This window comes from Methylobacter sp. (assembly GCF_036845245.1).
Classification (GTDB): Bacteria; Pseudomonadota; Gammaproteobacteria; order Methylococcales; family Methylomonadaceae; genus Methylobacter_A.
In genome coordinates, this window is record NZ_DAIUEH010000033.1 from 1 (window position 1) to 14,639 (window position 14,639).

The 14,639-nt window shown below is 47.9% G+C and carries 8 protein-coding genes; 7 read left to right on the forward strand and 1 reads right to left on the reverse strand.

From position 1 onward, the window contains the following. The 7 genes from V7051_RS14930 to secA all read left to right on the forward strand — a co-directional run. Positions 1-2,216, forward strand: a 2,216-nt coding sequence (locus V7051_RS14930; protein WP_334168751.1) for an Ig-like domain-containing protein, incomplete at its 5' end; no start/stop codon positions are given. A 268-nt stretch (positions 2,217-2,484) separates the two neighbouring features. After that, positions 2,485-4,044 (forward strand): TolC family protein, encoded by a 1,560-nt coding sequence (locus V7051_RS14935; RefSeq protein ID WP_333875376.1) that lies wholly within the window; start codon positions 2,485-2,487, stop codon positions 4,042-4,044. A 141-nt stretch (positions 4,045-4,185) separates the two neighbouring features. Continuing rightward, positions 4,186-4,401 (forward strand): hypothetical protein, encoded by a 216-nt coding sequence (locus tag V7051_RS14940; protein WP_333875378.1) that lies wholly within the window; start codon positions 4,186-4,188, stop codon positions 4,399-4,401. 377 nt (positions 4,402-4,778) lie between these two features. Continuing rightward, positions 4,779-5,525 (forward strand): efflux RND transporter periplasmic adaptor subunit, encoded by a 747-nt coding sequence (locus tag V7051_RS14945; protein ID WP_333875380.1) that lies wholly within the window; start codon positions 4,779-4,781, stop codon positions 5,523-5,525. Beyond that, positions 5,518-6,858 carry an efflux RND transporter periplasmic adaptor subunit gene (locus V7051_RS14950; RefSeq protein ID WP_333875382.1) on the forward strand — a complete coding sequence of 447 codons (1,341 nt, stop codon included), beginning with the start codon at positions 5,518-5,520 and terminating at the stop codon, positions 6,856-6,858. Before V7051_RS14945 ends, V7051_RS14950 begins: the two co-directional genes overlap by 8 nt. Then, entirely contained in the window at positions 6,843-8,957 is a 2,115-nt protein-coding gene (locus V7051_RS14955) for an HlyD family efflux transporter periplasmic adaptor subunit (protein ID WP_333875383.1), read from the forward strand. The genes V7051_RS14950 and V7051_RS14955 overlap by 16 nt, the downstream gene beginning before the upstream one ends. A 344-nt stretch (positions 8,958-9,301) precedes the next feature. Then, positions 9,302-12,025 (forward strand): preprotein translocase subunit SecA, encoded by a 2,724-nt coding sequence (secA, locus tag V7051_RS14960; protein ID WP_333875385.1) that lies wholly within the window; start codon positions 9,302-9,304, stop codon positions 12,023-12,025. A gap of 46 nt (positions 12,026-12,071) precedes the next feature. Here the strand turns inward: secA and V7051_RS14965 are convergent, their stop codons facing one another. Beyond that, a complete protein-coding gene (locus V7051_RS14965) occupies positions 12,072-14,336 on the reverse strand; it encodes a penicillin-binding protein 1A (RefSeq protein ID WP_333875387.1) in 2,265 nt (754 codons plus the stop codon). Positions 14,337-14,639: the final 303 nt, after the last annotated feature.

A 14,639-nucleotide genomic window follows, 5' to 3' on the forward strand; every position in this document is an offset into this window, starting at 1 on the left:
CGATTGACTTGAGCGCCGGTGGCGCCACCGGGGGCACAACGCATTATTCCTCGGCTACGGTCGCGTTGGCCCACACCGTCACGGCGGTCAACCACGTTCCCGTTTTTATCAAGGGCGCTAACCAATCTGTCAATGAAGACGCCGGTGCACAAACTGTCAGCGGCTGGGCGACCGGCCTGAGTACGGGGCCGGCCAACGAAAGCGGCCAAACGCTGAGCTTTACCGCAAGTAATGACAATAATGCGTTGTTCAGTGTACAGCCGTCGATCGACAACAATGGTAATTTGAGTTATACGCCGGCGGCCAACGCCAACGGTAGTGCAACTGTGACTGTATTTCTCAAGGACAATGGCGGTACTGCCAATGGCGGCGTCGATACCAGCGCCAGCCAGATCTTTACTATCACAGTGAATGCGGTCAACGATGCCCCTGCCTTTATCAAGGGCGCTAACCAAACTGTCAACGAAGACGCCGGTGCACAAACCGTCAGCGGCTGGGCGACCGGCCTGAGTACGGGGGCGGACAACGAAAGCGGCCAAACATTGAGCTTCACCGCAAGCAATGACAATAATGCGTTGTTCAGTGTACAGCCGACGATCGACAGCAATGGTAATTTGAGCTATACGCCGGCGGCCAACGCCAACGGTAGTGCAACCGTGACTGTATTTCTCCAGGACAGTGGCGGTACTGCCAATGGCGGCGTCGATACCAGCGCCAGCCAGATCTTTACTATCACAGTGAATGCGGTCAACGATGCCCCTGCCTTTATCAAGGGCGTTAACCAAGCTGTCAACGAAGACGCCGGTGCACAAACCGTCAACGGCTGGGCGACCGGCCTGAGTAGGGGACCGGCCAACGAAAGCGGCCAAACGCTGAGCTTTACCGCAAGTAATGACAATAATGCGTTGTTTAGCGTGCAGCCGACGATCGACAGCAATGGTAATTTGAGCTATACGCCTGCAGAACACGCCAGTGGCAGCGCCACCGTCACGGTATCGATAAAGGACAGCGGCGGCACGGCCAATGGCGGCGTCGATACCAGTTCCAGCCAGTCCTTTATCATCACGGTGAATCATGTTGATCATTTGCCGACCGGTGCGGTTACTATCAGCGGGACTCCGACGCTTGGAACTACGTTGATTGCCGTCAATAGCCTGACCGACATCGATGGTCTTGGTGTCGTCAGCTATCAATGGCAAGCAGACGGTGTTGACATTAGAGGTGCCACAGACGGTAACTATACATTGACAGAAGCCGATGTTGGCAAGATCGTCACCGTAGTTGCACGTTACACGGATGCTAAAGGTGCTGCGAACAGTGTCACTAGCGTGGCAACTGCTCCAGTCTATTCAATAACGATTAATTTGAGCCAAATAACCGGAAATAGTTCAAGTACCGGTGGAAGTGGTTTAGGCAGTCTATCTAGTTCTAGTTTTGGTGGAACTGGTGGTACGTCCGGTTCTGGCATCAATAATATAGTCGTTACATCTGGTTTAGGCACCGGTGGCGTCGGCGGTATGTCCGGTTCCAGCTTTGATGGATCTGGTGGGGCATCTGCTTCCGGCTTCAGTGCTGCTGCCGGTGCGTCCAGCTTCAGCTTCGATGGAATCAGTGGTATGTCAGGATCGGGCTTCGGTTCCAGTTCCAGTTCAAGCCAAACTATGGTTATGGATATGAAATTGAGCACCGATTCCGGTGGAAGCGGTACGTCCGGAGGCACCCTGACAATGCCTTCCAGCGCTTTTGCCGGTCTGGACACATCGGGATTAATAACGATTACCGCAACACAGTCCAGTGGACAAAGCTTGCCGTCGTTTATCAGCGTTAACCCCAGTACCGGTGCGGTTACGGTAAAAGAGGGGGCTGTTATAACCAATCCGGTCACTGTAAAGGTCACGATAAAGGACAGCCAGGGTAAACAGGTGGTCGTTCTGGTCAAGGTACAACCAAATAATGGTAGAACGCAGCAAAATCAGGAGCAAGAACAGCAACAGCCTGATAATGGAGAAAGGAGTCAGCAGCCCGGCGGAGATAGGCCGCAAGGTCAAAATCAAAGAACTCAGGTGGATCAGACCGATAAACAACTGGCTTATGTCAGTAAGCCCGGTTTATCTCAGCAGCTTCAGATGGTGGGCAGAAAAGGCTTTGAGTTCCAGCGTTCAAAGTTGTTGGATAGTTTGGCAAGTCTTGTCAGCAACGACAAGGATGTCGCTTGATGGTTATGATTGTGGGCGCGAAATTTATTCGCGCCCACAGCATTCAAAACTATAACTATTTTCAGTTTAACTTAATGGCAGAGGTGGGTGCCCTACCTAAAAAACGAAATATGAAGCTTGAAGTGTATCGGTAAGAAATAAGGATTAAATTTAACAAATGGTGAGATCAGCTGGTCGCTCTGTGAAGTTATTTTTATCCAACGACAGTAAAACAAGGCGGGGAGAGCCGCCTATAATTTTTTCAACACAATATTAATAAAAAATTATCATGAACTATCCAGCTCCACAATTTGTCGCCGGTCTTTCCGGTATTGTTCTGTTAGCCGGTTGCGCCATCATGCCGGAGCCGATTACTCGAGTTGAACAACAGACATCGCTAGATGCCGATAAACAGGTTATTTTTGCAAAACAAGAACCTATTGTCGCTCCGATCACTGTGTATGAAGCGATGGCCAGAGCGTTAAAATATAATCTTAACCATCGGGTCAAGATGATGGAGCATGCCGTGGCTGACGGGCAGTCCGATCTGGCAAAATTCAGTTTATTGCCCGACCTGATTGCTTCAGCGGGGTACCGGGGCCGTGATAATTACAACGCTTCTAACAGCCGAAACGCTGTCACCGGCGCTCAGCAATTGCAGTCATCGACCTCTCAAGACCGGTCGCGTAAAGTTTATGACTTCACTCTTAGCTGGAATGTACTGGACTTCGGCGTCAGTTATTTTCAGGCCAAGCAGGATGCAAACCGGGTTCTGGTTGCCGAAGAAAGCCGCCGCAAAACCGCTCAATTATTGATGCAGGATGTACGCACCGCATTCTGGCGTATGGCCGGCACCCAACAACTCGAAGGCGAGATTGACAAAATCCTGAGTAGCGCCAGACAGGCATTGAAGGACGCTCAAGGTATTGAAAGCGAACGTCTGGCTGCACCGCTGGCGATACTGCAATATCAAAAAGACCTGCTGGAAATCATTCGTAAACTGGAAGAACTGTCGGAAACGCTCCGCCTTGCCAAAACCGAACTGGCTTCTTTGCTGGGTGTGTCGCCTAGCCAGAAATTCGAGTTGAAACTGCCTGAAAATAACGCGCTACAAGCGCCGGGGATTTCATTGCCGATCGACAAAATGGAAGAAATGGCGCTGCAATTGCGCCCTGAATTGCGTGAGGAAATTTACAATAACCGCATTACTACGGAAGAAACCCACAAAGCCATATTACGACTGCTTCCCGGCATCGAGTTCAAGACCGGCTATAACCATGATAGCAACTCGTATCTGTTGAATAACAACTGGCTGGAGTTGAGCGGCTTGATCAGCAATAACCTGATGGAACTGGTTTCGGCTCCGGCACGCTTTAGCCAGATAGACGCTCAGGAAAAGCTGGGCGACACTCGCCGGTTATCGGTTTACATGGCGGTACTGACGCAGGTTCATTTATCCTATCAGCAGTTTTTAGTGGCCGATCAGCAATATAAGCGCACCATGGAGCTGGATGGAATCAACCAGAAGATTTCTAAACATATCACCACGGATGCCGAAAATGACGCCAAAACCGAGCTGGAACGCATTCGTGCAACGACTAATGCTTTGATGTCGCGGTTACAAACGCTTGAAGCCTACGCCAGTATTCAAAGTTCGTTGGGTCGGGTTTATGTTTCGATGGGCCTGGATCCTTTGCCGGTCTTTATTGAAAATTACGATATTAATACCTTGGCAAATTCCATTGAGTCGGTCGATAAAGACTGGCAGGCAGGACGGTTTCCTTCGGCAGCGAAATCTGAAGCAAGTACGGTTTCGACTGTTGATTCGAACACGGTTAAGAAGAATTAATCATTTTTTCTAAAGCGTATTTGTCTCCATAGTTCGAATGGAATGTCGTGGAATCTGGGGCATTTGCACCACAGCTCCAGATTACGCTACACTTTATCAAAGGCATTTTAATTATGGGGGCGATAATCATGACAACACTTATTGAAGCAGCAATTTGAAGCAGCAATCAAAACATTACCTCAAAATGATGTTCAGCAACTTGCCATATGGTTACAAAGTTATATTAACGACTCCTGGGATCAGCAATTAGAATCGGATTTGCAATCAGGTAAATTGGATAATTTAATTTCTAAGGCTGAAGCAGATATTGCAGCCCATAACCTCAGAAACCTTGATGAATTCATTCGCAACACCTGATTTCTGGAAAGCTTACGAGGCTTTACCTCAAAAAACAGTTATCGAATATGGAAAGTGTCTCCGTTTCATCCTTCCTTACATTTTAAAAAAGTGGGTAAAAATCTTTGGTCGGCACGTATAACTCTTGATTATCGGGCTTTAGCATTGAAAAAAGACGATGATTATTGGATATGGCTGGGCGCCCACGACGAATATGAACTTTTTCTTCGCCAATAGCTATATGCATTGCATATCGTTTTTAATGCCACTTAGTTAATCAATAGTCGGAACGTATATTTTATTAAGCCGAAAGCTTCACGTTCCCTTAGTTCTTAATGGTAAGGATTTTTTTTATATGATTTTCCAAGCCTAACCGCGACTCAATAACCAAATTTATTATGCATACTTTTTTTAGATTGCTCATCTGTACCGCCGGTTTTAGCATTTTCAATACAACTTATGCCGCTGAGCCGGCTGAAATTCGCGCTCAACTCAATGCCCAGCATTCTTCTATCTTATCCAGTGAAATGGCGGCAAAAATTATTCAGCTTAATGTTCAGGAAGGCGAACGATTTAAGCAAGGAGATTTGCTGGTTGCTTTCAATTGCGCTGAACAGCAGGCGCAATTGAAAAAAGCGCAGGCTGTTGTACAAGCTGCCGAAAAAACCTATGAGGTTAATTCGCGTTTGACCAAGCTGAACTCTATGAGCCCACTTGAGCTTGAAATGGCTGCTGCTGAAGTCGCCAAGGCCAAAGCCGATATTGCGTTGATGGGAGCGGTGTTACAAAAATGTACCATTGCCGCGCCTTTTTCGGGGCGCGTGGCCGAGCGGCTGGTACAGCGTTATCAATATGTCAAGGCCGGCGATCCGATTCTGGATATTCTGGATGACAGCCAGCTTGAAGTCACGGTGTTGGTGCCTTCCAGCTGGCTGATGTGGCTAAAGCAGGGATCTGAGTTTAAGGTATTTCTTGAAGAAACGCAGCGCGAGTATTCGGCCAAGGTCAAGATGCTGGGCGCGCGTATTGATCCGGTCAGTCAATCCATTAAGATTACCGGTGTCATTACCGGCAAGTCTGACGGCTTGTTGGCCGGGATGAGCGGTCGCGCCATTTTCGCGTCGGCACCCGCCGCCCATGACTGAGACTATGACTGAGCAGCAACGGCAGTTGTCGGCACTGGCGACGTTGCTGCAACTGGAAAAATCCTTCCGTAACGCCGATACAGCCGAAGCGTTGGCTTATACGCTGGTTAATGATAGCCGCAGCTTGATTGAGTTTCGTCAGGCGGTATTGTGGCAAATAGACGGCTCGCAAGTGCTTGCAGTCTCCGGTTTGGCGGTGATCGACTCTAATGCTCCGTATATAAGCTGGTTGAAGCAGGTATGCAAGCAATTATCTCAGGATACTTCAAGAACTATTCGACCCTTGACCGCAAAAGACCTGAACGGCGATTGGTCCGATGACTGGCCGCAATGGTTGCCGGCTCATGCTGTATGGCTGCCGGTATCGGCTTATGGCGCTGCACCGCAAGCCGGGCTGTTGCTGGCGCGTGAGTCCGGCTGGACCGATGGCGAGCTTTATTTGCTGGAGCATGTGGCGGACACTTTCGGCCATGCCTGGGCGGCTTTGGCGCCAAGGCGGCCGTTCTGGACAAAAGACTGGCTGACTAAAAAACGCCTGATAATCAGCTTGGCTGTACTGTTTGGCCTGTTGTGGATTCCGGTAAGGCAAACGGCCCTGGCTCCGGCCAGCGTTATTCCGGCCCATCCGACTATTCTCAGGGCCGCCATTGACGGCGTCGTCGATCGGTTTTATGTGCAGCCCAACGATCAGGTAGTTAAAGACCAGCCGTTATTAAGCCTTGAAGAAGAGACTATAAAAAACAAGCTGACCGTTACCCGCAAGGCCTTGGCGGTTGCCGAAGCCGAATATCGTAAAACCGCGCAGCAGGCGATGTTCGACATGGACAGCAAGGCACAGGTCAATATTCTTAAAAGCCGGACCGAACAGCAGGAAGCCGAAGTGCGCAGTATGGAAGATTGGCTGGCGCGTATCGACATTAAAGCGCCTCATGCAGGGATTGCAGTGTTTTCCGATGTTAACGATTGGATAGGCAAGCCGGTCACTGTCGGCGAACGCATCTTGATGGTCGCCGACCCTGCCGATGTCGAGTTGGAAGTGCAGTTGCCGGTTGCGGATGCAATTAATCTGGAGACGGGTTCCAAGGTGCAGTTTTTTTTAAATATCGATCCGACCACTCCGGTTTCGGCAGACCTTTATTTTGCCGCCTATCAAGCTGAGGTTACGCCTGACGATGCCCTGGCTTATCGGTTGAAGGCCAGGTTCAAGCAAGCCGATGTGCTGCCAAGAATCGGTTTGAAAGGAACCGCCAAGGTCTTCGGTTCGCGGGTTCCGTTTGTTTATTACGTATTAAGAAGACCTTTGGCGGCATTGAGACAATGGATGGGCATGTAATTAATCTGCCGCCTTTGCGTGAAGAGCTGGATTTGTTTCCGGGGCCTTGCGCATTTGACGGTTCTCCGACCTGGACGCTTTATGATCCGGTCAATCAACATTTTTATCGTATCGGGCAGCTTGAAAACGAGATTCTCGCGCATTGGGGGTTAAATTCGCCGGAAGCTATTAGCGAGCAATTATCGCAACACGGTTTGTTCAGCGTCAGTGTTGATGATATTTTGCATTTATTGCAGTTTTTAGCCGGTCATAACCTGCTCCAAGTTCGTGGAAAAGAGGCTGTGCAACGCCTGGTCGGTCAAGCTAAGGCCGCGCATCATCATTGGTTTACCTGGCTGATCCATCATTACCTGTTTTTTAAAATCCCGCTAATCCGCCCGGACCGCTTATTGGCGCGAACGTATCCGGCGTTGCGCTGGATTTATCAGCCGGTGGTGCTGTATGTGTTGATGGCGTTGGTCGTGGTTAATTTGTATTTGCTGATTGATCGCTGGGACATGTTCAGCCGGACTTTCCTGCATTTTTTTTCGACCGAAGGTTTTGTGTATTACGCTGTTGCGTTGACCTTGACCAAAACCCTGCATGAATTGGGTCATGCTTACACCGCACATCGTTATGGTTGCCGGGTTTCTGCGATGGGTGTGGCTTTTCTGGTGATGATGCCGGTGTTGTTTACCGATGCCAGCGATGCCTGGAAACTGAGTTCGCGGCGGCAACGTCTGGCAATCGGTTTTGGTGGCATTGCCGTTGAACTGGGGCTGGCTGTTTTATGTACCACACTATGGCATTTTTTACCTGACGGCCCGTTGCGCAGCAGTGTCTTTTTGATGGCGACAACCACTTGGGTTATGACGCTGTTTATCAATCTAAACCCATTAATGCGTTTCGACGGTTATTTTTTATTGTCGGATTATTGGGGAATTGAGAATCTGCAAAACAGGGCATTTGCATTGGCGCGCTGGCAATTACGGCGGTTATTATTCGGTTTTGTCGATGAAATCCCGGAGCGGTTTCCACAGCGGACACAACGGCTACTATTGATTTATGCCTGGAGTATCTGGATTTACCGCTTTTTCCTGTTCTTGGGGATTGCTTTGCTGGTGTATCACTTTTTCTTTAAATTACTCGGCCTGTTTTTAATGATGGTCGAAATAGGCTGGTTTATCATGCTCCCTATCGTCAAGGAAATTAAGTACTGGATTGAACACCGTCGGCACATGGAATGGAATCGCAATACCTTGACGACTTTGTCGGTAGTCCTGGTCGCAGTCGGCATTTTGTTTATTCCCTGGAAGAGTCGCATTGAAGCGCCGGGCCTGTTAAGGATAGCTGCGCATACCGAGCTTTTTATGCCGCTGCCCGCTAAGCTGGATCGGATTCTGGTCACTAAAGGTGATAGCGTTAAGGCCGGGCAGGCACTGATTCAATTCAGTTCATCCGATCTTGACTCGCGTCTTGAACAAAGCAGAATGAAAGTCGAATCGTTACGCTGGGAACTGTCTTTTCACGGACAGGAAAAGAATCTGATCAATCGGCGTCTGGTGGCGTTGACGGAGCTGGAAAGCGCTATCAGCGAATACGACGGCCTGATGGATGAGCGTAAGCGTTTGACCGTTAAGGCGCCTTTTGATGGTGAAATTATTGATGTCAATGATTTGTTGAATGTCGGCGAATGGATAGCCAAGGACGAACCGCTGTTAACCGTAGGACAATTCGATGCTTACCAGATAGAGGCTTTTCTGGCGGAGGATCATCTGGGACAAATTCAACCCGGTGCCGAAGCGCACTTTTATCCCGAGCAGTTGGATTGGCCGAGCATGCGCTGCCGGATTGTGCGCATCGATAATGCCGCGGCTTTGCAGTTGCCGCCGGTTTTTACCTCTCGTTACAACGGAAGCATTGCGATTCGGGGTAACAACAAGGATGTATTCGTTCCAGAGGCATCGGTTTACCGGGTTTGGCTTCAGCCGCTGGAAACCGGCGAACCGATCCATCGAGCCATCAAAGGTAATGTGCTGATTGATGGAAAAGCCGAAAGTATCATCTCATCGTTATGGCAGCAAGTTGCGGCCGTATTGATCAGGGAGTCGGGGTTTTAGAGCGCATAAATGTAATCAATAAATCCTCGGCAATAGCGCTGCTTAATAAATACAGAACTCGGCTGATGTCCAAGTTTTAGCCTTGTTGATCTGGTATGAAAGCACTTCGATTAAAAGATCTTCCGATTGATCAAATGGGTGTTGTTGGGCAAGGCGGACAATGAACGGACGTAAGCCAAATCCCTGAATGAAACTTTTAGTATTGATTTTCAAATGCTCTTTGTTAATATTGAGACCTTTTGTCAAGGGGATAAAGAGCGTTTTTAACTGTCACTAAAACGGTAGACGGTATATAATCCCACGCTTTTATTCAATCATTTACTAAATTCAGACCGGAAAAAAACATGCTGGGTAAGTTGGTTAGATTTGTTATAGGAAGCCGTAATGACAGGCTGATAAAGAAGAAAAGGTCGTTGGTCAAAAAGATCAATGCTCTGGCTTCTGATTACGAGAAATTATCTGATGATGCATTAAAAGCAAAAACGCAGGAATTTCGTGATCGTCTGGCGCAAGGTGAAAAACTGGACAATCTGCTTCCAGAGGCGTTTGCGACAGTCAGGGAAGCGTCGACCCGAGTCTTCGGCATGCGGCATTTTGATGTGCAATTGATCGGCGGCATGATACTTCATGACGGTAAAATTGCCGAAATGAAAACCGGTGAGGGTAAAACCCTGATGGCGACCTTGTCGGCTTATTTGAATGCCTTGCCGGGACGTGGTGTGCATGTCGTTACGGTTAATGATTATCTGGCCAAGCGCGACTCCGAATGGATGGGCAGGCTTTACGGTTTTCTGGGTTTGACGACCGGTGTGATTATCAGCCAGATGGAAAGCGAAGCGCGACGCGAAGCTTATGCGTCAGATATTACTTACGGCACTAACAACGAATTCGGTTTTGATTATCTGCGCGACAATATGGCTTTTAGCCTGGAACAGAAAGTCCAGCGCGATTTAAGTTTTGCTATTGTCGATGAGGTGGATTCGATCCTGATCGATGAGGCGAGAACACCGCTGATTATTTCCGGGCCAACCGAAGAAAGCACTGAAATATATATTAAAGTCAATAAGATCATTCCTTTCCTGACCAAGCAGGAGAAAGAAGGCACGCCGGGTGATTATTCAGTCGATGAAAAAGTGCGCCAGCTGTATCTTACTGAAGAAGGCCATGAGCGGGTTGAGTGTTTAATGGTTGAACACGGCTTGATGGAAGAAGGCACCAGTTTGTATGATGCGACCAATATTCGTCTGATGCACTATCTGACGGCTTCATTACGCGGTCATGTTTTATTCAAAAAAGATGTTGATTATATCGTCGCGAATAATGAAGTGATTATCGTCGATGAGTTTACCGGCCGTATCATGCCGGGACGGCGTTGGTCGGAAGGTTTGCATCAGGCGATTGAAGCCAAAGAGCATGTCGCTATTCAAAATGAAAACCAGACGCTGGCTTCGATTACCTTCCAGAATTATTTCCGCTTGTATGAAAAACTGTCCGGTATGACCGGTACTGCGGATACCGAAGCGTTCGAATTGAACAAAATTTACGGCCTTGAAGTTGTCGTAATTCCTACGCATCGTCCTATGATTCGCAGGGATTTGGGAGACGTGGTGTTCCTGACCACCGACGAGAAATATATCGCCGTTGCTGAGGATATTAAAGAATGCGTTACCCGTGGACAACCGGTGTTGGTGGGAACCACGTCGATTGAAAACTCCGAGCGATTGTCCGCATTATTGAATAAGCAGGGCATCAAACACGAAGTGCTGAACGCCAAACAGCATGAGCGCGAAGCTCATATCATTGAACAGGCCGGTATGCCGGGAGCGGTGACTATCGCGACCAACATGGCCGGACGGGGTACCGATATTGTTCTCGGCGGTAATTTGGAAGCGGAACTGGCGACGCTCGGCGAAGATGCCGGCGAAGCCGATAAGGATCAAGTTCGTGGAGCTTGGCTGGAAAGACACGAGAAGGTTATCGCTACCGGCGGATTGCATGTTATCGGTTCGGAACGCCATGAATCGCGCCGTATTGACAACCAGTTAAGAGGCAGGTCGGGTCGTCAGGGCGATCCCGGTTCAACCCGTTTCTACCTGTCATTACAAGATGATTTAATGCGTATTTTTGCATCGGATCGCGTTGCAAGTTTAATGCAGAAATTAGGTATGGGGAACGGTGAAGCCATTGAACATCCTTGGGTCACCCGCTCTATTGAAAGCGCTCAGCGCAAGGTCGAAGGACGCAATTTCGATGTGCGTAAAGAAATCCTTGCTTACGACGATGTTGCCAATGATCAGCGTAAAGTTGTTTATGCGCAGCGTAATGAACTGATGGCGGCGGAGGGAATATCCGACATTATCAGTGCGATACGTGCAGATGTGGTCAATAATGTGATTACCCAGTATATTCCGCCAAAAACCATGGTTGAGCAGTGGGACACCAAAGGTCTGGAAGAACATTTGCATCAGGAATTTAACGTTGAAATTCCTGTGCGTAAGATGCTGGCTGAAGACCACTCGCTACAGGAAGAGTCTTTACGTAAGCGTATTATCGAAATTCTGGAACAAAACCATAAAGACAAAGAACAGCAAATGTCCAAGGAAGTGTTACAGCATTTTGAAAAATCAGTGATGCTGCAAGTGCTGGATAACAGCTGGAAAGAGCATCTGGCTGCGATGGATTATTTACGTCAGGGCATACATTTTAGAGGTTATGCGCAAAAAGATCCCAAGCAGGAATACAAGCGCGAAGCGTTTGAGATGTTTACTAACCTGCTTGAGCATATCAAGTATGAAGTGATAGGGATTCTGTTTAAAGTTCAGGTCAGACAGGAAGAAGACGTTCAAGCTATTGATGAGCAAATGCAGGCGCCCAGGGAAATGCATTTTGAGCATGCTCAGGCACCTACTTTGGAGGCTTATGACGAGTCGTTACTTGCGCCTGAACAGGAAGAAGCTGCCACTGTAGAACAGCCATTTATCAGAGAGGGCAGTAAAGTGGGTCGAAATGATCCTTGTCCTTGTGGTTCAGGCAAGAAATTCAAGCAGTGTCACGGTCAGTTGAGCTGATTTGATCGATAGGAGCGGGGTTTAGAAGCCCGCTCCAGGTATCATTTCAAAACAGGTTTTCAGGAGGTTTTTCATCAGATTGATCGGAGCCAGTCGCTGAGCCACCGGATATGAATGCGGTTGGCACATGTTCCTCTTGAAAAAACTCCCATTTCCCGCTTTTATTTGAGGCTGCTGTTAACAAACCTGTCTCTGGACTTATAAACGCTTTGACTATTCCTTCGGGCATTTCAAGAGGGATTTCCGAGGTATCTTTTAGAGCTACCTGCATAAATTCTATCCACATCGGTAATGCGGCTACGCCGCCCGTTTCAAGATTTCCCAGCGGCGAAAAGTCATCGAATCCGACCCATGCAGTAGCGACATTTGACTGTGTATAGCCATTAAACCAAGCATCCCGCTGTTCATTTGTGGTTCCCGTTTTTCCGGCAAGATCCTGTCTGCCGAGTATTTTTGCGCCTGTTGCGGTGCCGTGTTGAACGACGTCTCTTAGCAACGAATTCATTAGAAAACAAATTTGCGGGCTAATAATTCTGGGTGCGTAATTGGGGTTTAATTCCTCATTACTATCGCAGGCAGGGCAGGCAATTTTAGGCTTGGCTTGATAAATAATTTCGCCTTCGTTGGATTCAATACGCTCAATGAAATAAGGTTTGACCAGGAAGCCGCCGTTGGCAAAAGTGGCATAAACCTGTGCCATTTGCAGCGGGGATGCATAACCGCTACCCAATGCCAAAGAGAGCGTCTTGGGTATTTGGTCTTCGGTAAAGCCGAAGCGCAACGCCGTTGCAACGACTTTTTCTATGCCCATCTCCTTCAATAAACGAATGGAGATAATGTTTCTTGAGTGGGTTATGGCCGATCTGATGCTGGTTGGGCCGTAGAATTTCTTGTTGTAGTTTTCCGGCCGCCATTCATTTTCTTGGCCGGGAATGTCGATGACGATTGGGGCGTCGTTAATAAGGCTGGCGGCGGTGTAGCCTTGCTCCAGAGCTGTCGTGTAAATGATGGGTTTAAAGCCCGATCCCGGCTGTCTTTTTGATTGGGTCGCGCGATTGTACTTGTTACGGAAAAAATCAAAACCGCCAGTTAACGCCAGAACGGCGCCATTAGTAGGATCTAATGAAACAAATGCCCCTTCTGCCTCGGGTACTTGCGTTAAAGCCCAAGTATTATTCGGCAGTTGACGAACTCGGATAATATCACCGGTTTTTAGTAGAATTCCGATAGGGTTGCCGGCCCATTGAATATTTTCCCAAGGTATTTCAATAACCGAGCTGTCTTGAAGTCTGGCCGTTGCGAGATGGCTTTTTACACTGAGAACAGTGGCGGGCACTGTATCGCCGATGATGGGGAGTTCGTGGAAATCAATGGTTTTGTTAATGCGTGAGCGACGATATCCATGGCGCTCGTCATAGGCATGCAAGGCATCGGTGAGCGCTTGATTTGCCGTTGTTTGCAGCTTCCCGTTTATTGTTGTATGGATTTTGAATCCGGAAGTATAGGCTTGCTCGCCATAGAGCTCGAACATCTTTTGCCGCACCATTTCTGCAAGATAAAGCGCTGAAATTTCAGGCGACACGGATTGCAGCTTTGCGGTAGAAGGTTGCCGGGTCGCGTTTTCATATTCTTGTTGAGTAATGTGGTTAAGCTCAAGCATGCGGTGTAAAACATAATTGCGCCTTTCAATTGCTCGTGTCTCGTTAGTGATGGGGTTATAGATAGAAGGTGCTTTAGGTAAACCGGCAATCATGGCGTGTTCGGCCAAGCTAAGATCAGCCAAGGATTTGCCGTAATAGACCTGTGCGGCTGCGGCAATACCATAGGCTCTGTGTCCCATGAAAATCTGGTTTAAGTAAAGCTCGAGAATTTTGTTTTTCGGGTATTCGTGCTCTATTTTTAACGCCAGCATGATTTCCTTTAACTTACGGGTATACGTTTTCTCGCTGCTGAGCAGGAAGTTACGGGTTACCTGCATGGTGATAGTGCTGCCGCCCTGTTTTTTCTTTCCGGTTAAGGCGAGCTGCAAGCCTGCTCGAATCAGGCCTTTAAAGTCGACGCCGGGATGCTGATAAAAACTGTCATCTTCTGCGGCGATGAACGCATTAATGAGTTGTTGGGGGACTTCTTCTATATTAACCGGTGTCCGTTTCTTCTCACCAAATTGAGCGATCAGCAGATTGTCTTTACTGTAAATGCTTAAAGGTATCTGGTATTGAACATTATGAAGGGTCTTAATATCGGGCAACTCGGCTGAAAGTTTGTTGTATAAGAAATAACCTGAAATTGTTGCACCCAAAGTTATGGTCATAAAAAAAACAGCAAACCATATTAGAATTCGCCCGATTAATGTTCTTTTAGCCACAAATGATCCTGTAAAACAGTACGATAGAGATAAAACCTAAGCCTTAAGAATATAAAGATAAAATACCGGCCGAAATATTCTTGATGAAGATAAAAAGCAACAGGTTAAGCAAATAAATTGAACATTTTAAGCATCAAAATAAAAAAGACTACTATACTTTCGCCAGTAAATAGGTTTTGTGATTGTTAGTTACAGCCGACAGGCTTGCATGGATGCGGGAAGTATTTGCCCAGGATAGGCGATAACGCC

What these genes read in the sequence shown, in the direction of transcription:
- V7051_RS14935 (WP_333875376.1), top strand. Translation starts at nt 2,485, where the DNA reads ATGAACTATCCAGCTCCACAATTTGTCGCCGGTCTTTCCGGTATTGTT.
- V7051_RS14945 (WP_333875380.1), top strand. Translation starts at nt 4,779, where the DNA reads ATGCATACTTTTTTTAGATTGCTCATCTGTACCGCCGGTTTTAGCATT.
- V7051_RS14950 (WP_333875382.1), top strand. Translation starts at nt 5,518, where the DNA reads ATGACTGAGACTATGACTGAGCAGCAACGGCAGTTGTCGGCACTGGCG.
- V7051_RS14955 (WP_333875383.1), top strand. Translation starts at nt 6,843, where the DNA reads ATGGATGGGCATGTAATTAATCTGCCGCCTTTGCGTGAAGAGCTGGAT.
- secA (WP_333875385.1), top strand. Translation starts at nt 9,302, where the DNA reads ATGCTGGGTAAGTTGGTTAGATTTGTTATAGGAAGCCGTAATGACAGG.
- V7051_RS14965 (WP_333875387.1), bottom strand. Translation starts at nt 14,336, where the DNA reads ATGACCATAACTTTGGGTGCAACAATTTCAGGTTATTTCTTATACAAC.